The sequence below is a fragment of the Pseudomonas sp. 21LCFQ02 genome (assembly GCF_024129895.2).
Lineage (GTDB): Bacteria > Pseudomonadota > Gammaproteobacteria > Pseudomonadales > Pseudomonadaceae > Aquipseudomonas.
Map to the genome: position 1 here is coordinate 4174353 of NZ_CM178749.1, position 18808 is coordinate 4193160.

At 61.8% G+C, this 18808-nt stretch carries 19 protein-coding genes; 11 read left to right on the forward strand and 8 right to left on the reverse strand.

Annotated features, from left to right (window positions below; all coding sequences use genetic code 11):
- Positions 1 to 62 precede the first annotated feature (62 nt).
- From NJC40_RS19120 to NJC40_RS19130, 3 genes are all read right to left on the reverse strand, one after another.
- Positions 63 to 992, reverse strand: coding sequence for an IS110 family transposase (locus NJC40_RS19120; protein WP_253143071.1), 930 nt, complete (start codon positions 990 to 992; stop codon positions 63 to 65).
- Between the two features lie 346 nt (positions 993 to 1338).
- Positions 1339 to 1704, reverse strand: coding sequence for a 4Fe-4S dicluster domain-containing protein (locus NJC40_RS19125; protein WP_253142988.1), 366 nt, complete (start codon positions 1702 to 1704; stop codon positions 1339 to 1341).
- A complete protein-coding gene (locus NJC40_RS19130; RefSeq protein WP_253142987.1) occupies positions 1701 to 3308 on the reverse strand; it encodes an FAD-binding protein in 1608 nt (535 codons plus the stop codon). The genes NJC40_RS19125 and NJC40_RS19130 overlap by 4 nt, the downstream gene beginning before the upstream one ends.
- A 197-nt stretch (positions 3309 to 3505) precedes the next feature.
- On the opposite strand from NJC40_RS19130, the gene NJC40_RS19135 reads away from it, so the two are divergent.
- The 6 genes from NJC40_RS19135 (at position 3506) to NJC40_RS19160 (ending at position 9565) form a co-directional block, all read left to right on the forward strand.
- Positions 3506 to 4318, forward strand: coding sequence for a class II aldolase/adducin family protein (locus tag NJC40_RS19135; RefSeq protein ID WP_045490777.1), 813 nt, complete (start codon positions 3506 to 3508; stop codon positions 4316 to 4318).
- A gap of 61 nt (positions 4319 to 4379) precedes the next feature.
- The gene (gene glsB / locus NJC40_RS19140; RefSeq protein ID WP_045490779.1) at positions 4380 to 5288 is read left to right on the forward strand and encodes a glutaminase B; all 909 of its coding nucleotides are present in this window, start codon (positions 4380 to 4382) and stop codon (positions 5286 to 5288) included.
- Between the two features lie 43 nt (positions 5289 to 5331).
- Positions 5332 to 6417, forward strand: coding sequence for a DUF1615 domain-containing protein (locus tag NJC40_RS19145; RefSeq protein WP_363321704.1), 1086 nt, complete (start codon positions 5332 to 5334; stop codon positions 6415 to 6417).
- A gap of 93 nt (positions 6418 to 6510) precedes the next feature.
- Positions 6511 to 7548, forward strand: coding sequence for an NADP(H)-dependent aldo-keto reductase (locus NJC40_RS19150; protein WP_253142986.1), 1038 nt, complete (start codon positions 6511 to 6513; stop codon positions 7546 to 7548).
- Positions 7549 to 7622: 74 nt separating this feature from the next.
- Positions 7623 to 9173, forward strand: coding sequence for a nitric oxide reductase transcriptional regulator NorR (norR, locus tag NJC40_RS19155; RefSeq protein ID WP_045490785.1), 1551 nt, complete (start codon positions 7623 to 7625; stop codon positions 9171 to 9173).
- A gap of 167 nt (positions 9174 to 9340) precedes the next feature.
- Positions 9341 to 9565 carry a DUF6555 family protein gene (locus NJC40_RS19160; RefSeq protein WP_045490787.1) on the forward strand — a complete coding sequence of 75 codons (225 nt, stop codon included), beginning with the start codon at positions 9341 to 9343 and terminating at the stop codon, positions 9563 to 9565.
- A 13-nt stretch (positions 9566 to 9578) separates the two neighbouring features.
- Here the strand turns inward: NJC40_RS19160 and NJC40_RS19165 are convergent, their stop codons facing one another.
- Positions 9579 to 10073 carry a hypothetical protein gene (locus NJC40_RS19165; protein ID WP_045490789.1) on the reverse strand — a complete coding sequence of 165 codons (495 nt, stop codon included), beginning with the start codon at positions 10071 to 10073 and terminating at the stop codon, positions 9579 to 9581.
- A gap of 197 nt (positions 10074 to 10270) precedes the next feature.
- Between NJC40_RS19165 and NJC40_RS19170 the strand changes: the two genes are divergently transcribed.
- A complete protein-coding gene (locus tag NJC40_RS19170; RefSeq protein WP_253142985.1) occupies positions 10271 to 10858 on the forward strand; it encodes a LysE family translocator in 588 nt (195 codons plus the stop codon).
- A 37-nt stretch (positions 10859 to 10895) separates the two neighbouring features.
- Here the strand turns inward: NJC40_RS19170 and NJC40_RS19175 are convergent, their stop codons facing one another.
- Together NJC40_RS19175 and NJC40_RS19180 are read right to left on the reverse strand one after the other, a co-directional pair.
- Entirely contained in the window at positions 10896 to 11738 is an 843-nt protein-coding gene (locus NJC40_RS19175) for a helix-turn-helix transcriptional regulator (protein ID WP_253142989.1), read from the reverse strand.
- Positions 11739 to 11818: 80 nt separating this feature from the next.
- Positions 11819 to 12718 carry a LysR family transcriptional regulator gene (locus NJC40_RS19180; protein WP_253142984.1) on the reverse strand — a complete coding sequence of 300 codons (900 nt, stop codon included), beginning with the start codon at positions 12716 to 12718 and terminating at the stop codon, positions 11819 to 11821.
- A gap of 114 nt (positions 12719 to 12832) precedes the next feature.
- Between NJC40_RS19180 and NJC40_RS19185 the strand changes: the two genes are divergently transcribed.
- Positions 12833 to 14251: a coniferyl aldehyde dehydrogenase gene (locus NJC40_RS19185; protein ID WP_045490795.1), complete on the forward strand. Its 1419-nt coding sequence runs from the start codon at positions 12833 to 12835 to the stop codon at positions 14249 to 14251.
- A 24-nt stretch (positions 14252 to 14275) separates the two neighbouring features.
- Positions 14276 to 14953 carry a type 1 glutamine amidotransferase domain-containing protein gene (locus tag NJC40_RS19190; protein ID WP_253142983.1) on the forward strand — a complete coding sequence of 226 codons (678 nt, stop codon included), beginning with the start codon at positions 14276 to 14278 and terminating at the stop codon, positions 14951 to 14953.
- Positions 14954 to 14993: 40 nt separating this feature from the next.
- Here the strand turns inward: NJC40_RS19190 and NJC40_RS19195 are convergent, their stop codons facing one another.
- Both NJC40_RS19195 and NJC40_RS19200 read right to left on the reverse strand, forming a co-directional pair.
- A complete protein-coding gene (locus NJC40_RS19195; RefSeq protein ID WP_045490798.1) occupies positions 14994 to 15305 on the reverse strand; it encodes an RcnB family protein in 312 nt (103 codons plus the stop codon).
- A 243-nt stretch (positions 15306 to 15548) separates the two neighbouring features.
- Positions 15549 to 16403 (reverse strand): SDR family oxidoreductase, encoded by an 855-nt coding sequence (locus NJC40_RS19200; RefSeq protein WP_253142982.1) that lies wholly within the window; start codon positions 16401 to 16403, stop codon positions 15549 to 15551.
- Positions 16404 to 16489: 86 nt separating this feature from the next.
- Here NJC40_RS19200 and NJC40_RS19205 point away from each other — a divergent pair, with 86 nt between their 5' ends.
- Both NJC40_RS19205 and poxB read left to right on the forward strand, forming a co-directional pair.
- The gene (locus tag NJC40_RS19205) at positions 16490 to 16903 is read left to right on the forward strand and encodes a winged helix-turn-helix transcriptional regulator (RefSeq protein WP_253112906.1); all 414 of its coding nucleotides are present in this window, start codon (positions 16490 to 16492) and stop codon (positions 16901 to 16903) included.
- 98 nt (positions 16904 to 17001) lie between these two features.
- Positions 17002 to 18720, forward strand: coding sequence for a ubiquinone-dependent pyruvate dehydrogenase (gene poxB / locus NJC40_RS19210; RefSeq protein WP_253142981.1), 1719 nt, complete (start codon positions 17002 to 17004; stop codon positions 18718 to 18720).
- Positions 18721 to 18808: the final 88 nt, after the last annotated feature.

An 18808-nucleotide genomic window follows, 5' to 3' on the forward strand; every position in this document is an offset into this window, starting at 1 on the left:
TGGGCATTTTATAATGCCATCGCGGATAGATTCCGCGATGGCGGGCAAAGCCCGCCCCCCATTCAAACCACGTGATCACGCCATGGTGTTCCGTCGCGCACCATGGCGTTCAGACGTATCAGCAGCACCCGCATGCAGGCCACCAGGGCCACTTTCGCGCACTTGCCTTTGGCACGCAGCCTCGCATAGCGCTCCTTGAAATCGGCGTTGTAGCGCACCATCACCAGCGCACACATGTAGGTCGCACGGCGCAGTTTCGTCCTCCCACCGTAGATCTGCCGCTTGCCGGCCTTGCTACCGCTGTCGTTGTTATACGGTGCCACACCGGCCAACGCTGCGATTTGTCCACGACTCAGATCACCCAGCTCTGGCAGGTAGCAGAACAGGCTGGCGATTGTCACTGGGCCTACGCCCTTTACGGCATGCAGCCGCTGCAGCAGTTCTGAGTCGACCTTGCGCGCTTGTGCATCGACAAGTTGATCTACCGCTTTGATCTGCACTTTGAGGCTGGCTTCCAACGCGAGGTAGATGTCCACCACGCTGGGCACTATGGTCTGTTTGATACGGCGCCGGTTGTCGTCACGTTGTTGAAGCAGATTGTTGCGCAAGTTGACCAGCTCAAGCAGGACTTCGCGCTCCTCGTCAGGCTTTGCGAAGCCCTTTGCCTCCAGGCTGGAGGCGAACATGGCCAGCATTTGCGCGTCGATTGGATCGGTCTTGGCACGCTTGCCCATGGCCAGAGCGAACTGACGTGAACGAACAGGGTTAATACGCTGGATCTTGAACCCGGCATTAGCCAGAAGCTTTACCGACAGTTTCTCGTAACCACCGGTGGCTTCAACAAGAACTCGTTCAACCTGATGGGCGCTGAGGTACTCAGCGATGCTGGCGAGACCTTCTTCAGTATTAGGCACACACAGCTCATCGGCTTTGGGAAACAGCGCAACCTGCAGCGTGGCCTTGGAAACATCAATACCGGCATAGGCGGACATGAGTAAAACCTCTAGGATAAAGAGTGAGAGGCGCTTTGGCCTGACTCACGCTTGTTGTTCGAGGTCGGACTCAGTCAACTGTTCGAGCTTTGAGCCAAAGCGGGAAGAGTGGATGGCAGCTTGGCTCCCACACGTGCTCTAGGCACCGCGATTTGTCAGCTTGCCATCCACCCCTCTCACCCCAGACTTTACCTTGATCAAAGACACAAGCGAGCTTGCTCGCGAAGAGGCCAGTAAAAGCACTAAATCTGCTGCGAATGTACCGCCGTCTTCGCCGGGAGGCCGGACCACAGCAACCGGAGTGCCGGCCGGCTGCTCCCACCAGTCTAATTGAACATTCTCGCCATCAGGCTTTATCCCGCCCGCCATGGGTCGCGCGCGCCTGGGCGAAGATTGCGTCCATGCGCCAGTGCTGGTTCTGGTAGTGCGGGTCTTCGGCCCATTCGTGCCAGCCTGAATCACGGCGGTACTGCCCGAGCAGGCCGCTGTGGCGAATCTGCCCGGCGTCCAGAACTTGTGGCTGGCTGCAATCGGGATCGACGTACAGCGCATCGCGGGTGCAGTACAACTCACACATGAAGCAGGTCTGGCAGGCCGACTGGTCGCCAATCGCTGGCAGGCCGTCGGCGTCCAGGGTCAAGGTGTTGGTCGGGCACACCTGCACGCAGGTGCCGCAGCCGTCGCACAGGTCTTTGAAGATGAGTTCAATCATGCCGGGGCTCCTTGCGCGCAGTGCGGTGTCGCAGGCTGGGGTTGCAGGGCATCGAAGCGATGCCAGTTGTGGTCCAGGCCGCCGATGCGCAAGTGCGCGTCGAAGCGCGCCAGTTGGGCAGGGCAGTCGCTGCGCTGGTGCATGCCACGGCTTTCCTGGCGTTGTTCGGCGGCCCGGTAGCACCAGCGTGCGGTGGCCGCCATGGCGGCCAGCTCACGGGCGCGCAGCGGGTTGCCGAGCGGGCTGGCAGTCGCATGGCGGAGCTGGTCCCAGACGTTGTCCAGTGCCTGCAAGGAGCGTTGAATCTGTGCGCCGCTACGAAACAGGTTCTTGTCCAGCGGATGAACTTCGTCCTGAATACCGCGGATCACGGCCTGGCTGTCCTGAACGGTCGTATTCAGGCCCAGGCCGGCAAAGCCCAGCAGCGCACCGCCAGCGCGGCCATGCTGCATGGCGTGCCGGGCGGCGGCGCGGCCGGCCCATTGTCCGGTCGACAGCGCCCAGGCCGAATTCTGCGCGCCACCGCCGGAGGTCGCCCCGGCAATCGGCTCACGGCTGGCGGCGTCTCCGGCGGCGTACAGGCCCGCCACGCTGGTCTGGCAATCCTCGTTGATCAAGCGCAAACCGCCCACGCCACGGATGGTGCCTTCCGGATGCAGGGTCACCGCAAAGCGCTGGCGGTACGGGTCGATGCCGCGACGGTCGAAGGGCAGCATCAGGTTGGGCTGGATGGTCGGCAACTGTTGGCGGATGTCGTGTGGCACCCGATGCAGGCGGCAGTACACCGGGCCGTTGAGTAACGCACGGGCCAGTTGTTCGGTAAAACCCGGTCCCTGGCTGATCGGCAGTTCCCCGTCATGGGCGTCATAGTACTGGCCGAAGCTGTAGACCATCGAACGGGTCATGCTGCTGCCCGCCGCTGCGATGCAGTAATAGTTGGAGAACTCCATGCCTGACAGTTCGGCACCGGCTTCGGCGCCCATCAGGTAGCCATCGCCGGTATTGTTGTGACTGCCCAGCAGGCTGGACAGAAACGCGCAGCCGCCGCTGGCCAGTACCACCGCTGGCGCCTGCACCTGCCAGTGACCGCCGGCCTGGCGCCGCCAGCCGCGCGCGCCGGCCAGGGTGCCGTGGGCATCGCGCAGTAGTTCCAGGGCCGGGCTGTGGTCGAGGACCGTGACGCCGCTATCCAGCGCCAGGCGGCGCATGCCGCGCATGTATTCCGGGCCGCGCAGGCCCCGGTAATGGGTCACGCCTTGGGCGTCGGTGGGGAAGTGGTAGTAACCCTGCAGGCCCGGCAGGCTGGTCCAGGTGGTGTCGATGGCGCGGGCCATCCAGTGCGGATCTGCCAGGCCAAACGCGGTGGCCAGGCGCTTGTCGATGGCCGCTTGACGCAACCCTGCATCCGGCGCCACCCACCAGTGGCCGGGGCCAGCGGTGGCCGTTACACCGCTGGTACCGCAGTAGCCCTTGTCGACCAACACCACCCGTGCACCTTCGCGTGCTGCCGCGACGCCCGCCCAGGTGCCGGCCAGGCCGCCGCCGATAATCAGCACGTCGGTTTGCAGTTCAAGGTCGGCAGAGGGGGGCAAGGGTGTGCTCATCAATGGCTCCAGGCAGCTCAGGATCAGGGCCTCCGCCTGGCAAGGGGTCGGTATCGCTGCGAATCTAAGCATAAAGATTATTTTTAATATTCTATTTTTTAATGATTAGCTTAGAAGAAAATGTGCTTTTTAAAGATCGCGTTATACGCATAGTCTGGGTGGCACGTGCTTCACGCAGCCATTTCAGGAGTTTCACCATGAGCAATGTCAGTGCCCTGCCGGTTCAGCCACCTTCCGCGTCGTCTGAAAGCAGCGTGCGCGAGCGGGTGTCTGCCGAAGAGTGGGAAGTGCGGGTCAAACTGGCCGCTGCCTACCGCCTCGCGGCACTCAAGCGCTGGACCGACCACATTTACACGCATTTCTCGGCGCGGGTGCCGGGCCCTGAAGAACACTTTCTGATCAACGCCTTCGGCTTGCTATTCGATGAAATCACCGCGTCGAACCTGGTCAAGGTCGACATTGACGGCACCATCGTCGACGACCCTACCGGGCTGGGCATCAATTACGCCGGCTATGTGATCCACAGTGCGATCCACGGTGCACGCCCGGACCTGCAGGCTGTGCTGCACACTCACACCCGCGACGGCATTGCCGTGTCGGCGCAAAAGAGCGGCCTGTTGCCGATCTCGCAACATGCATTGGGTTTCTCCGGGCGTGTGGCCTACCACGACTATGAAGGCGTGGCACTGGAGCTGGACGAGCGCGGGCGGTTGATCGCCGACCTGGGTGACAAGGATGTGATGATTCTGCGTAACCACGGCCTGCTGACCGCCGGGGTCAGTGTCGAACACGCCTTTCAGCAACTTCAGGGGCTGGAGTACGCCTGCAACATTCAGATCGCCGCGCAATCGGCTGGCAATGACGAGTTGATCCTGCCGCCGCCCCAGGTGGTGGCCAAGGTCGAGGAGCAGGCCAAGGTGTTCAAGGACGGTAACGGACCGGGTGTGCAGCGACACTGGAAAGCGCTGATTCGTGAACTGGATCGTCACGGCACCGATTACCAGCATTGAGCGGTGTTTTAACTTCGCGCCTTGGTGTAGTGTGCGCTCCCAAAAACACGGGGCGCCCTGCATGCAAGAGCTGTTGAACGAAATCCTCGAAGAAGTCCGTCCGCTGATCGGTCAGGGCAAGGTTGCCAATTACATCCCGGCACTGGAGCTGGTGCGGCCCGATCAACTCGGTATTGCGGTGTACGCCAACAGCGGCGAGATCTATCAGGCCGGCGATGCGATGACACCGTTTTCGGTGCAGAGCATCTCCAAGGTGTTCAGCCTGGTGCAGGCCATCAGTCACTCGGGCGAGGCGATCTGGGAGCGGGTCGGTTATGAGCCATCCGGCCAGCCGTTCAACTCGCTGGTGCAGCTTGAGTTCGAGCGCGGCAAACCACGCAACCCGTTTATCAATGCCGGCGCCCTGGTGATTTGTGATATCAATCAGGGCCGTTTTGCCGCGCCTGCCTTGTCGATGCGCGACTTCGTGCGCCGCTTGTGCGGCAACCGCACCATCGTCTCCGATGCCAAGGTCGCCGAGTCCGAGTATCAGCACCGCTCACGCAATGCGGCGGCGGCCTGGCTGATGAAGTCATTCGGCAACTTCAATGGTGAAGTCGAAGATGTACTGCGCAGCTATTTTCATCACTGTGCGCTGAGCATGACCTGTGTCGACCTGGCCAAGGCCTTTGGTTTTCTGGCCAACGAAGGGTTCTGCACCCACAGTGGCGAGCAGATTCTCAGTGCCCGCCAGACCACTCAGTTGAATTCGATCATGGCCACCAGCGGGCTGTACGATGAGGCCGGTAACTTCGCCTATCGGGTCGGATTGCCCGGCAAGAGCGGGGTAGGTGGGGGCATTATCGCTGTGGTGCCGGGACGTTTTTCGGTGTGCGTATGGTCCCCGGAATTGAACGCGGCCGGCAATTCGCTGGTCGGAATGGCGGCGCTGGAACGATTGAGCGCGCGGATCGACTGGTCGGTGTTCTAACCCTCGCCTTGATCCGCTTACCCATTTAAGGAGCAAGATCAAGGTGAACTCAAGCCTGCTGTCGAGTCTGCTGCTGGCCAGCCTCCTGCTTGGGGGGTGCGCCAGCCGCCCGTCAGGGCCGCCACCGTTAAGCCCTGAGCAGGCCCGCGAGCGCGTCCAGGCACTGTTGCCGGCCAGTGTGATCGACCGCCAGGGCTGGGCTGCTGATATCCAGACGGCGTTGACCACCCAGAACATCGCTGCGACCCCTGAAAACATCTGCGCGGTACTGGCGGTAACCGAACAGGAGTCAACCTTTCAGGCCGACCCGCCGGTGCCGGGGCTGGCGCGCATTGCCCGCGAAGAGATTGACCGCCGCGCGGCCCGCTTGCGGGTGCCCGCCAGCCTGGTGGATGCAGCGCTGGGGATTCGTTCGCCAGATGGCAAAACCTATAAACAGCGCTTGGCGGCTGCGCGCACCGAGAAGCAACTGAGCGCGATCTTCGATGATTTCACCGGCATGGTGCCGTTGGGCCAGACCCTGTTCGGGCGGTTCAATCCAGTGCACACCGGCGGCCCGATGCAGGTCAGCATCGCCTTTGCCGAGCAGCATGCAGGCAGCTACCCCTATGCCGTGGATGGCAGCATTCGCCGCGAAGTCTTCAGCCGCCGTGGCGGCATGTACTTCGGCACCAGGCACCTGCTGGGTTATCCGGCTGACTACCCCGAGCCGCTGTACCGCTTCGCCGATTTCAATGCCGGCTGGTACGCCAGTCGCAACGCGGCGTTTCAAAGCGCGCTCAGCCGCCTGACCGGTATCGGGCTCGCCCTCGATGGCGACCTGATCATCCACGACTCGCTGGCCACCGGCGCCACCGAGCGTGCGGTACGCAGCCTGGGGCCGCGGCTGGGGCTGAATAACCCGGCCATTTACAACCAGTTGAAAAAGGCCGACGGGCCGGATTTCGAAGACACCAAGGTGTACCGTCAAGTGTTCGAACTGGCCGAGCAGACAGCCGGTAAACAGCTACCCCGCGCCATACTGCCGGGTATCACCCTGCAAAGCCCGAAGATCACCCGTAAACTGACCACCGCCTGGTTTGCCAAGCGGGTTAATGAACGCTACCTGCGCTGCATGCAGCGTAACTGAAGGGTACCTCTAAAAACGTAAGCGATGGCAACGCAGGTAGTTTTTAGAGGTGCCCTGAACTGCTATTCATCACTCGATAAAAGGGAGTCATCGATGCAATTTCGTTCACTCGGCAAGACTGATATCTCGGTCAGCGCCATCTGCCTGGGCACCATGACCTGGGGCGAGCAGAACACTCAAGCGCAGGCCTTCGAGCAGATTCGCCTGGCCAAGGACGCGGCGGTCAACTTCATCGACACCGCCGAGATGTACCCGGTCCCGCCACGTGGCGAGACCTACACCCGCACTGAAAGCATCATCGGCGAGTACTTCAAGCAGTACGGTGATCGTCAGGATTGGGTACTGGCCAGCAAGGTGGCCGGGCCGGGCCGTATGGAGCACATCCGCGACGGCAATCCGCGCCTGGACCGGCGCAATATCACTGCCGCTCTGGAAGGCAGCCTCAAGCGCCTGAACACCGATTACCTGGACCTGTACCAGTTGCACTGGCCGGACCGCAAAACCAATTTCTTCGGCGTGCTGGGCTACCAGCATGATGCTGACGATCAGTCCACCGCCATTGAAGAAACCCTGGACGTGCTCGATGAGCTGGTCAAAGCGGGCAAGGTGCGCCATGTCGGCCTGTCCAACGAGACCCCGTGGGGCACTCAGCGTTTCCTGAATCTGGCCCAGACCCGTGGTCAGACCCGCGCCGTGTCGATCCAGAACCCCTACAGCCTGCTCAACCGAACCTTTGAAGTGGGGCTGGCCGAAATCGCCATTCGCGAGCAGATCGGCCTGCTGGCCTATTCGCCGCTGGCGTTCGGGGTACTGGCCGGCAAATACCTCAATGGCGCCCGTCCGGCCGATGGCCGCCTGACCCTGTTCGATCGCTTCCAGCGCTACAACAACCCGCAAGCGGTCAGTGCCACCGCCCAGTACGTGGCGCTGGCCCGTGAACATGGCCTGGACCCTGCGCAGATGGCCCTGGCTTATGTCACCAGCCGGCCGTTCGTGACCAGCAACATCATCGGCGCGACTACCCTGGAACAACTGACCAGCAACCTGGCGAGCATTGATCTGGTGTTGTCCGACGAAGCGATCGCCGGCATTGAGGCGATCCACGTCAAACAGCCGAATCCGGCGCCGTAACAAAACCAGGGTTCATCAGGCGGCAGGTTGCGGTCATAATGACCGCAACCTGACCGCCTGCCTGTGGAGCCTTGATGCCTCATCCTTTGCTGCGTTCGCTGTTGCCGCTGGTAGCCGACTTGTCGCGTGAGCTGCCTGACGAAGAACGTTATCGGCGCCTGCTGCATTCGCTGCGTCAGTTGTTGCCCTGCGATGCGGTGGCTTTGCTCAAGCTTGAAGACGACATGCTGGTCCCGCTGGCGGTGGATGGTTTGAGTCCGGACACCCTGGGGCGGCGTTTTCGGGTCAGTGAGCATCCGCGGCTGGAAATCCTCTTGTACAGCGGCAAGCCAGTGCGCTTTGCTTCGGACTGTGAACTGCCCGATCCCTACGACGGCCTGCTTGATGGTCATGGGCATCTGGAAGTCCACGACTGCCTCGGCTGCCCATTGATTATCCAGGGCGCGCCGTGGGGGCTGATTACCCTTGATTCACTGGACCCGGCCAGCTTCGGCAGTGTCGATCTCGACACCTTGCAAGGCTTTGCCAGCCTGGCTGCGGCCACGGTCATGGCCAGTGAGCGCATCAAGCAACTGGTGCGCGGCTTCGAGGACCAGCGGCAACTGCTTGAAGTCTACAAACACGTTGCCGGCGGCCATGCGCCCCGCGAGCTGGTTGGCCAAAGCCCGGCGCACAAGCGCATGGGGCAGGAAATCCAGCTGGTGGCCAACAGTCCGCTGACGGTGCTGATTACCGGTGAAACCGGGGTCGGCAAGGAATTGGTCGCCGAGTCGATCCATCTGCATTCACCCAGGGCGCACAAGCCGCTGATCAGCATCAACTGCGCTGCACTGCCGGAAACCCTGGTGGAGAGTGAGCTGTTCGGCCATGTCAAAGGTGCATTTTCCGGCGCACTCAACGGCCGCAGCGGCAAGTTTGAACTGGCCGATGGCGGCACGCTGTTTCTCGATGAGGTCGGCGAATTGCCGTTACCGGTGCAGTCCAAGCTGTTGCGGGTGCTGCAGAGTGGCCAATTGCAGCGTCTGGGGTCGGATCAGGAACATCATGTGGATGTGCGCATCATCGCCGCGACCAACCGCGATCTGGCCCAAGAGGTACGCCTGGGGCATTTTCGGGCGGACCTTTATCACCGCTTGAGCGTCTACCCGCTGAACGTGCCGCCACTGCGTGAGCGCGGCCGTGACGTGCTGTTGCTGGCCGGTTATTTTCTCGAAGAAAACCGCGTGCGCATGGGCCTGCGCAGTCTGCGCCTGAACACCGATGCCCAGCAGTTGCTGGTGGCCTGGCACTGGCCCGGCAATGTCCGGGAGCTGGAGCACCTGATCAGCCGGGCGGTGCTCAAAGCGATCTCGGCACATGCCGAGCGGCCCAGGGTGTTGACCATCGAGGCCTCGATGCTCGGACTCGAAAGTGAGCTGGCTGCTGCTACTTTGCTCCAGGTGCCGGACGACGAGCCACTGTTGCCTGCCCAGGCAGGACTCAAAGCGTCGGTGGACGGCTTCCAGCGTCGGCTGATCGAGCAGGCTTTGCAGCGCCATGACGGCAAATGGGCGCAGGTGGCACGCGAGCTGGACGTTGACCGCGCCAACCTCAGTCGGCTGGCCAGAAGGCTGGGGATTCGCTGAACAGACGGCTCGCCATACGACCGTTGGGAAAAAAAACGGAATCTTTCCTTTGGTGTGTGTGTCCCTTTATTCGCAGTGTCCGATTATTGCCAGGCTATTGCAGTGTCAAGGCAAAGCGTTGCGCACCGGGCACGGGGATTATTCAGACAAGGGAGGCAATGCCGTTAATGGCTCAGGAAAAACACTACCGGATCGACTACCTGTTGAACGGTGCATTTAAAAGCTTCTACATCCGATCTGTGCACATGGACAATGCCGAGGCCTGGCATTACGCAAGCGTCGATGCAGGCCTGGCACGCATTCCCAAGTACCGTCTGGAGAAGGTGGCGCGAGTGTCCAAACCCTACGCCGAACATTTTGGGATTACCAATGTGGAGTGGGCGCAGGCTTGAGGCGTCAGCCTGATCAGTCGCCGTCGTACGGGAACTCTTGCAGCGCCTCCAGCAGGGGACGGTCACCCGGCCCCTGCAGGTTGTCCAGAACCCAGCACTGCGAGGTCGGGTTCTTCGCCATCAGCAGCCGGGTGGTCTGTTCGACACCCTGCTGTCCGGGGGCATTCTTGTAACCCAGCAAATAGCTCATCTCGACGACCACCTGGCCGTCACTGTTGGACACCTGCTTCCAGGTGACCGGCTGTTGCACTTCGCCGTCCTGAGCGTCAGTCCACGGGTTGGCGGTGATGGCGCAGACATCCCCGCCGCCCTGGCAGGCCCAATCCTTCTTCAGCCACTCCAGTAACGTTGCCGACAGGTATTGCGGCCCGCCCTTGCCCTTGACGTAGAAATCAGCGTGCTGAGTGTAGATCCAGCGTGCGGTATCGGTAGGCGTCGGCGCGGGGCAGGCGGCCAGCGCGGTTGTGCAAAAACTGAAGGCAACGACGCAAGCGATGGCTTTGTACATGGGCTGAACTCGATAAAAATGAAGATAATGGCTAAGGGCTGCCTTATAACTGGCATTTGTAGAGTTAAACAGCAAAAAAGCAAGAGCGCAGGCGCATTTCTGTGCTGTGGCCGCGAGTGAGGGTAATTTCCTTCAATACAGCTGTACGGACCTGTCACTACCTTGGCGCAGTCATTTCGATTGTGTGTGAGGTAGGCATGAGTGTCCTGATTTCCATGGCGACGTTTGCGCTGGCATCGTCCATTACCCCTGGGCCGGTCAATATCGTTGCGCTCAGCGCCGCGGTGCGCTTTGGTTTTGCGGCCAGCATGCGGCATGTGCTGGGGGCAACCCTGGGCTTTACCCTGTTGCTGGTGCTGATCGGCTTCGGCCTGCATGAAACCCTGCAACACTGGCCGTTCCTGACCCGGATGATCCAGTGGGGCGGGGTCGCCTTTCTGTTGTACATGGCCTGGAAACTGGCTGCTGATAATGGTGAATTCAGCGTCGAGCAGTCCCAGGCCCGGCCGACCCTGCTGCACGGAGCGATGATGCAATGGCTCAACCCCAAGGCCTGGCTGGCGTCCATTGCCGGCATGGGCGCCTTCGTCGCCGACGGCCAGGCCAGCCTGATCTGGCAGTTTGCCGGGCTTTACCTGGTGATTTGCTACCTGTCGCTGGGCTGCTGGGCCTATGCGGGCGCACGGTTGAGCCACTACCTGGGCAGCGCCGCCAGAATGCGGCTGTTCAACCGAACCATGGCCGCGCTGCTGGTGGGCTGTGCGGTGTATCTATTGGTCCCATAGGAGGTAATGCCGTAGGAGGGGCTTTAGCCGCGAAGGCTTAGCCGCACAAGCTTTGCTCCTGCAACCGATACTGCCCAGGCGTCGCGGCCAGGTGTTTCTTGAATTCGCGCTGCAGGTGCGCCTGGTCGGCAAAGCCGGTTTCACACGCCACATCGGCGATCAACCGGCCACTGCGCAACTGGCTGTGCGCATGCTGAATGCGCCGGTTGAGCAGGTAGGCGTGCGGGGTCATGTGGTAGCGCTGTTCAAAGGCGCGGATCAGGTAAGACGGCGACAGCCCCACAGCGCGACAGATATCGTCCAGGCGCACGGCGTCTTTGAAATGGGCGTTGATGTAGTCAGCCGCCTGTTCGACCCGTGGTGCCGGCTTGCCCGCCTGCGGCCGTGCACCGCCGAGCAGATCCTGCATCAGGCCAAAAAACGCCACCGCCGTGCATTGCTTGTGCAGCAGCGAAGCGTCGCTATCCAGCAACGTGGCGTACAACCCCAGCAAACCTGCAAACAGCTGAGGGTCATGGCTGTGCGACGGGGCCAGCGGCGCAAAGCCGGTGGCAGTGTCATGCGAGATAGCGGCCAGCCACTGTGGGTCGACATACAGCATGATGTACGACCAGGGCTGGTCATCGATGGGGTTGCAGGCATGCACCTGGCCGGGATTCATCAGCACCACGGTCCCGGCGGCGATGCGCAGGGTGGATTTTTCCAGCAGGTAGGTACTGCAACCGGCGGTGATCGCACCGATGGAAAACACCTCATGGGAGTGCGGGGCGTAACACACCTGACGACCATCGGCCACCGAGCGGGCTTCGATGAACGGCAGGTCGGCGTGGCGCCAGAACAAGGGCCTGGCGGTGTGCTGAGGCTTGATTGCGCAGTCCATGTCCAGTGCTCCACCCACCCGATTATCCAGAGCGGGCAGGGTAGCCTGATTGGCGCCGCGATACCATGCCATTGGGCGCCTCAAGACTGGCCCGGGTCGTTGCGCAACCGCCACAACAACGCTTGCCGCGCATGGGCGACCCGTGGCTGGCGCAGTGCACTGGGTGTCCATAGCAAATAGTAATTGAGTTGCGTGCGGCCCTGCGGGGCGGCAATCTCCATCAGTTCGCCGCTGGCGATCTGGTGCTGGCACAGGTACTGCGGCAAGACGCTCCAGCCCATCCCCTTGACCAGCACATTGCGCAGGGTGCGCAGGTCCTGGCCGACCATCGCCGGTCGCAGCGTCGGCAGTTGCAGGCGGTTGCGCTCCAGCCAGTGGTTGATCAGCGGCAATTCCAGGTTGTAGGCCAGCAGCGGTTGGTCAAGCAGCGCCGCCGCCAGTTGCCTGGCGGCGTTCAGGCGCTGTACGACGCTGGGCGCTGCCACCGCCAGCACGTCGGTGGTCAGAATAAGCTCGCTTTTCAGGCGCTTGTCGGTAGCGCCAAAAGCCGAGATACCCAGATCGCAGTGACCTTCGAGCAGCATCTGGGTGATCAGGTCAGCGCTGCCGGTATGCAGGTGCACCCGGATGCCGGCCTGCAGCAACGGCGGCAACTGATCGACGATCACCTCGGCGAGAAAATCGGCATGGCCGATGATCTGCAGCACCCCCGAAACGTCCTGCGAGCGTGCCCGCGCCGCCGATAACGCGGCCTCGGCGGCATCGAGCCGGTCACCGACATCGGCGGCCAAGTCATCAGCGGCGCTGGTCGGCTGGACGCCATTGCTCAGCCGCTCGAACAACTGTCGGCCGACCGCGACTTCCAGCCCGGCGATGTGCTGCGAGACCGCCGGCTGGGTCAGGTTGAGCGCCCGCGCTGCGCCGCTGATCGAACCCTGGCGGTAGACCTCGATAAAAGTACGTAAGCGAACCAGTGACACGCCAAACCCCATAAATATATTTATGCCTGTCGCAAAATAGCCTTGTTAGCGCGTTCAGGCCAGCCTCCGTAACCTGTTGGCAACAGTAATTGACCCCTTACGGAGGGATCCGACATGTGTGATCAACCCACCGCCGCCGAACTGCAATGCCGTCTGCGCGCCATGCAACAGGCGCACTTGCGGGCCGGGCCGGCAAGCGCCCAATTGCGTCGGGATCGTTTGCAGCGCAGTGCGCGACTGATTCGTGAAAATCATCAGGCACTGAGTCAGGCATTGAGCGAAGACTTCGGTCATCGCAGCCACTATCAATCGCTGGTGGTCGACATGCTGACCACGGTGAAGATGCTTGAAGAGTCTGCCGAGCAACTGGAGCAGTGGATGCAGCCTGAGGTCGTCGCGACTCCCGCAGCGGGCATGCAGGCCTGGATTGAGCAGCAGGCGCTGGGCGTGGTGGGGGTGATCAGCCCGTGGAATTTCCCGATCAATCTGGCCTTCGGTCCGCTGGCCGGTATCTTTGCTGCCGGTAATACCGCCATGCTCAAGCCTTCGGAACTGACCCCGGCCACCTCGCAGTTGCTGGCCGAACTGATCGCCCGTTACTTTGACCCCAACGAGCTGGCCGTGGTGCTCGGCGATGCCAGTGTCGGCCAGGCCTTCAGTGCCCTGCCTTTCGATCACCTGGTCTTTACCGGCAGTACCAGCGTCGGTCGCCATGTAATGCGCGCTGCGGCCGAGAATCTGGTGCCGGTCACCCTGGAACTGGGCGGCAAATCACCGGTGGTGATCGACAGCGATGCCGACATTGCCCAAGCGGTGCAGCGCACGCTGACCATCAAAACCTTCAATGCCGGGCAGATCTGCCTGTCGCCGGATTATGTATTGATGCCCGAAGCCGCAGCCCAGGCGTTTGTCGACGCGGCCAAGGGCTTCATGGCCAGCAGCTTTGCCACGCTGCAGGACAACCCGGACTACACCGCGATCATCAGCCCGCGGCATTATCAGCGGCTGGTTGGCCTGCTGGACGACGCCGTCAGCAAAGGCGCGACGGTGGTGAGCCTGGCGCCCCATGGCGAGCTCGCCTACGACCCTGACACGCGCAAGATCGCGCCGCATCTGGTGCTGGGTGCCACCGATGACATGGCCATCATGCAGGAAGAAATCTTTGGTCCGTTGCTGCCAATCAAAGCGGTTCAGGATCTCAACGAGGCCATCGGCTACATCAACGCTCAACCCCGGCCACTGGCGGCTTACTACTTCGGTGCTGATCCGGCACGCCAGGCTCAATTCAATCAGCGGACCACGTCCGGCGCCCTGGTGATCAACGATGTGATGACCCATGCGGCCATCGACACACTGCCGTTCGGCGGGGTCGGGGCTTCAGGAATGGGCGCCTACCATGGGGTGCATGGTTTCCGGCGCTTTACCCATGCCAAGGCGGTGGTGGTGCAGAGCACCGATGGCGCCTCGAACCTTCGACTGCGCGCGCCGTATGGTGAAAAACATAACGAACTTGTGGCCCTGCTCAAGGCCTGAATACCTATTCACATGGAGAATGCTATGAAAATCCTGATGGTTCTGACCTCTCACAATCAACTGGGCAACACAGGCAACAAAACCGGTTTCTGGCTGGAGGAGTTTGCCGCGCCTTATTACACCTTCAAGGACGCAGGTGCCGAAGTGGTGCTGGCATCGCCGGCCGGCGGTCAGCCGCCGCTGGACCCGAAAAGCGCAGAGGCTGATTTTCAGACCGAACTGACCCACCGGTTCAATGCCGACCCGGCCGCGCAACAGGCGCTGGCCAACACCGTGCGCCTTGATAGCGTCAAGGCTGACGACTTCGATACGGTGTTCTACCCAGGCGGTCATGGTCCGCTGTGGGACCTGGCCGAATCAAAAGACTCGATTGCCCTGATCGAAGCCTTCGAGCGCGCCGGCAAGCCCGTCGGCTTTGTTTGCCATGCGCCGGGTGTACTGCGTCACGTCAAGGCTGCCGATGGCCAGCCGTTGATCAAGGGCCGTCGGGTGACCGGCTTCACCAACGGCGAAGAGGCTGACGTACAGCTCACCGACGTGGTGCCGTTTTTGATCGAGGATGAATTCATTCGCCTGGGTGGCGTGTACCAGAAAGGCCCGAACTGGGCACCTTATGTGGTCGAGGATGGCAAGCTGATTACCGGGCAGAACCCGGCCAGCTCCGAAGAGGTCGCCAAAGTATTGCTCAAGCAACTGGCCTGAGCCGGATGCAGGGGCGTGGCTGCCACGCCCCTGCATGACTTCAGCGTTTTTTGACGTCGACGATTTCCATGATCCGGTTGTTAGTGATCTGCACTCGCAGGTACTTGTCTTCTACCTGAACCCACTGGCTTTCCTTGTCTGGCTCGGGCAGGCCTTTGGCCTTCCAGTCGATGGCGGCGGCAGGGCGGTCCGAATCACCGGGCGCTTTTTCGCCTACCTTGATCGGTGACGGATGCAGGACACCGCCCTTGGCTTCGGTTTGCGGCTGGGGTTGTTGTGCGTTGACCGCCAGGCTGGTGCCGCACAGGGCACCGGCCAGGGCCAGGGCCGCGATCAATGAGGTGCTTTTCATGCGTCTCTCCCTATTCAATCAGCAAAGTGGCGGCTGTATGCCATGCCTGATTAATGGGACAGAGCGGCGAGCAAATCATTCAGCGAATTTTCCCGAGCCTTATTTCAAGGCATATGGGTACCTCTAAAAACGTAGGCGAGGCAGTCAGCGCAAGGCGAAAACAGGCGAGGAAGCGGAGTTTACGGGTTGTAAATGAGCATTCTGAGCCTGTTTTCAACGCAGCGATGACAACGCAGGTAGTTTTTAGAGGAGCCCATCCGCTAGGGTTTGCTGCCACGCAGTGGTCGGCCGCCCGATCAACTGGCTCAACTGCTTGCCCTCTTCGAACAGTCCGCCTTGCGCGGCACCGTTGTCGGAGTCAGACAGCAGATCGGCATAGATCAGCGGCAGACCGGCCTTGAGCAGCGCGGCCTGATAGTCGGCTGGCGACAGGTTGACGTAGGGCAGTGGCTGACCGGCCAGCTCGGCAGCCTTGGCAGCAAACTCGGCCAGCGTGTAGCTACTGTCGCCCGCCAGCTCATAGACCTTGCCGGCCTGGTCATTGGCGGCCAGCAACACCGCCACCGCCGCAGCGGCATAGTCGGCGCGGCTGGCCGAGCTGATCCGGCCTTCGCCGGCGGCGCCATACAGGGTGCCCAACTGCAGTGCACTGTCGATGGCGGAGACGTAGTTCTCGGTGTACCAGCCATTGCGCAGCACCACGAACGGCACGCCGCTGCTGCGCAGGTAGGCTTCGGTTTGGTGATGCTCGGTGCCCAGCGCCAGCGGTGTGCTGTCGGCACGCAACAGGCTGGTGTAGGCAAGCAATTTGACCCCGGCACGCTGGGCGGCGTCGATAACGGCACGATGCTGAGCGGTACGCTGACCCACTTCGCTGGATGATACCAGCAGTACCTTTTCGGCCCCGGCCAGGGCGCTGTCCAGGGTAGCCGGCTGGTTGTAGTCGGCCTGCCGCACCTGCACGCCCAGCGCCTTCAGGTCGCTGGCTTTTTCCGGGCTGCGTACGGCAGCGACAATCTGTGCGGCAGGGATTTTTTCCAGCAGTTGTTCGATAACCAGGCGGCCAAGTTGGCCAGTAGCACCGGTGACGACGATCATGATGATTTCCTTGCGTCTGATTGAAGATGAACTGAGCCTAAACCTTGTGCTAACTTTTAGTAAGTACGTACTAAAAGGTTAGTGTCATGTCAGATATTCCGGCTGTTCCCTCGGTCTTCAGCCAGTCCGTTTTTACCCGCCCTGGTGAATTGATGGCCAGCGAATGCCCGTCACGCTCGGTGCTGACTCATGTCTGCAGCCGCTGGGGCGTGCTGGTGCTGGTGGTGTTGCGTGGCGGTATGCACCGCTTCAGCGAATTGCGCCGCAAGATCGGCGGGGTCAGTGAAAAAATGCTGTCGCAGACCCTGCAGAATCTGGAGCACGACGGCTTCGTCGAGCGCCGCTCGCTGCCGGTGGTGCCGCCCCATGTCGAGTACCGTTTGACGCCGATGGGCGAGGAGGTCGCCGCACAGGTCGATGGCCTGGCCAGCTGGATCGAGCTCAACCTGCCGCGCATCCTTGAAGCGCGAGAAGCGTGCAGCGAGCCTGCGGCAGTCTGAAATGAGCGTGGCAGTTTTTCTGAACTGCCAGTGCAGGGCAGCGGTCGACCACAGCAGACCTTCAGCTTCGAGCTTTCAGTTTCGATAAGGAACCCTGCATGTCCAAGACCATTGCCGACCATCTTGCGCTCAGTCTCGCCGCTTCCGGTGTCACCGATATCTGGGGCGTTTCCGGCGACAGCCTCAACGGCCTGTCCGACAGCCTGCGGCGGTTGGGCAAAATCCACTGGCGCCACACCCGTCATGAAGAATCCGCAGCCTTTGCTGCCGGTGCCCAGGCTGCGGCCAGTGGCCGCTTGGCGGTGTGCGCCGGCAGTTGCGGGCCGGGCAATCTGCACCTGATCAACGGCCTGTACGATTGCCATCGCAGCCGGGTGCCGGTGCTGGCGATAGCTGCGCATATCCCGTCCTCGGAAATCGGCCTGGACTACTTCCAGGAAACCCACCCGCAGGAACTGTTTCGCGAGTGCAGCCACTTCGTCGAACTGGTCAGCAGCGCCGAGCAGTTCCCCCGGGTGCTGGAACGCGCCATGCGCGCGGCAGTCAGCCAGAAGGGCGTGGCGGTGATCGTGGTGCCCGGTGATATCGCCTTGCAGGACGCCCCCGAAGCGCCGTTGAGCAAGGTCGAACCTATCGAGGCCAATGTCGTGCCGGGCGAAGCCGGCCTGCAAGCCCTGGCTGATCGTCTCGATGCCAGCAAGGCGGTCACTCTGCTGTGCGGCGCCGGTTGTGCCGGTGCCCATGAACAGGTGCTGGCGCTGGCCGAGCGGCTCAATGCGCCGATTGTCCATGCGCTGCGCGGCAAGCAGCATATCGAATACGACAACCCCTATGACGTGGGCATGACCGGGCTGATCGGCTTCAGCTCCGGTTACCACGCCATGCTGGGCTGCGACACGCTGGTGATCCTCGGCAGCAGCTTTCCCTATCGCAACTTTTATCCGCCAAAGGCCAAGGTGGTGCAGATCGACCTGGACCCGACCCAGATCGGCCGCCGGGTGCCGGTGGACCTCGGCCTGGTGGGCGGCGTCCGCGAGACCCTCGATGCGCTGTTGCCGCGCCTCAAGCCGCACAGTGACCGGCGCTTTCTCGACAAGGCACTCAAACACTACGCCAAATCCCGTGCCGAACTGGATGAACTGGCGACCCCAAGCCCGGCGGGCGAGCCGATTCACCCGCAGTACCTGACCCGGATGGTCGATCAACTGGCCGACCCCGATGCGGTGTTCAGCGTCGATGTCGGCACCCCGACCCTGTGGGCGGCGCGTTACCTGCACATGAACGGCCAGCGCGGTTTGCTCGGCTCGTTCAGCCACGGCTCGATGGCCAACGCCATGCCCCAGGCGCTGGGTGCCCAGGTCGAGTTTCCTGAGCGGCAGGTAGTGGCACTGTGTGGCGATGGCGGATTGTCGATGCTGCTCGGCGACCTGTTGACCGTGCGCCAGTTGAACCTGCCGATCAAGATGATCGTGTTCAACAACAGTTCGCTGGGCTTCGTTGACATGGAGATGAAGGCCGGCGGGTATGTGCCGTTTGGCACCGACTTCAGCGAGATGCACTACGCCGGCATCGCGCTGGGCGCGGGCATTCTCGGCATTCGCGTAGAAAACGCCAGCGAGCTGCCGGCCGCCTTGCGCCGGGCCTTCGATCACCCTGGGCCGGTGCTGCTTGATGTGGTGGTGGCCAAACAGGAACTGGCGATCCCGCCGAAGATCAAGCTGGCCCAAGCCAAGGGCTTTAGCCTGTACATGCTCAAGGCGGTGCTGAGCGGGCGGGGCAGCGAGGTGCTGGAGCTGGCGAAAACCAACTTGCGTTAGCTGCGAGTTGCCAGGGTTTACCAAGCTGGCGCGAAAAGCCCCTTCCTTCAGGTAGGGGATGAAAGCGGCACCGCGAAGCGGTCATAGG

Coding starts and splice junctions, on each gene's coding strand:
- NJC40_RS19170 (WP_253142985.1), top strand. CDS start 10,271: ATGAGTGTCCTGATTTCCATGGCGACGTTTGCGCTGGCATCGTCCATT.
- NJC40_RS19185 (WP_045490795.1), top strand. CDS start 12,833: ATGTGTGATCAACCCACCGCCGCCGAACTGCAATGCCGTCTGCGCGCC.
- NJC40_RS19135 (WP_045490777.1), top strand. CDS start 3,506: ATGAGCAATGTCAGTGCCCTGCCGGTTCAGCCACCTTCCGCGTCGTCT.
- norR (WP_045490785.1), top strand. CDS start 7,623: ATGCCTCATCCTTTGCTGCGTTCGCTGTTGCCGCTGGTAGCCGACTTG.
- NJC40_RS19150 (WP_253142986.1), top strand. CDS start 6,511: ATGCAATTTCGTTCACTCGGCAAGACTGATATCTCGGTCAGCGCCATC.
- NJC40_RS19205 (WP_253112906.1), top strand. CDS start 16,490: ATGTCAGATATTCCGGCTGTTCCCTCGGTCTTCAGCCAGTCCGTTTTT.
- glsB (WP_045490779.1), top strand. CDS start 4,380: ATGCAAGAGCTGTTGAACGAAATCCTCGAAGAAGTCCGTCCGCTGATC.
- NJC40_RS19175 (WP_253142989.1), bottom strand. CDS start 11,738: ATGGACTGCGCAATCAAGCCTCAGCACACCGCCAGGCCCTTGTTCTGG.
- NJC40_RS19160 (WP_045490787.1), top strand. CDS start 9,341: ATGGCTCAGGAAAAACACTACCGGATCGACTACCTGTTGAACGGTGCA.
- NJC40_RS19200 (WP_253142982.1), bottom strand. CDS start 16,403: ATGATCGTCGTCACCGGTGCTACTGGCCAACTTGGCCGCCTGGTTATC.
- NJC40_RS19195 (WP_045490798.1), bottom strand. CDS start 15,305: ATGAAAAGCACCTCATTGATCGCGGCCCTGGCCCTGGCCGGTGCCCTG.
- NJC40_RS19165 (WP_045490789.1), bottom strand. CDS start 10,073: ATGTACAAAGCCATCGCTTGCGTCGTTGCCTTCAGTTTTTGCACAACC.
- NJC40_RS19190 (WP_253142983.1), top strand. CDS start 14,276: ATGAAAATCCTGATGGTTCTGACCTCTCACAATCAACTGGGCAACACA.
- poxB (WP_253142981.1), top strand. CDS start 17,002: ATGTCCAAGACCATTGCCGACCATCTTGCGCTCAGTCTCGCCGCTTCC.
- NJC40_RS19125 (WP_253142988.1), bottom strand. CDS start 1,704: ATGATTGAACTCATCTTCAAAGACCTGTGCGACGGCTGCGGCACCTGC.
- NJC40_RS19130 (WP_253142987.1), bottom strand. CDS start 3,308: ATGAGCACACCCTTGCCCCCCTCTGCCGACCTTGAACTGCAAACCGAC.
- NJC40_RS19120 (WP_253143071.1), bottom strand. CDS start 992: ATGTCCGCCTATGCCGGTATTGATGTTTCCAAGGCCACGCTGCAGGTT.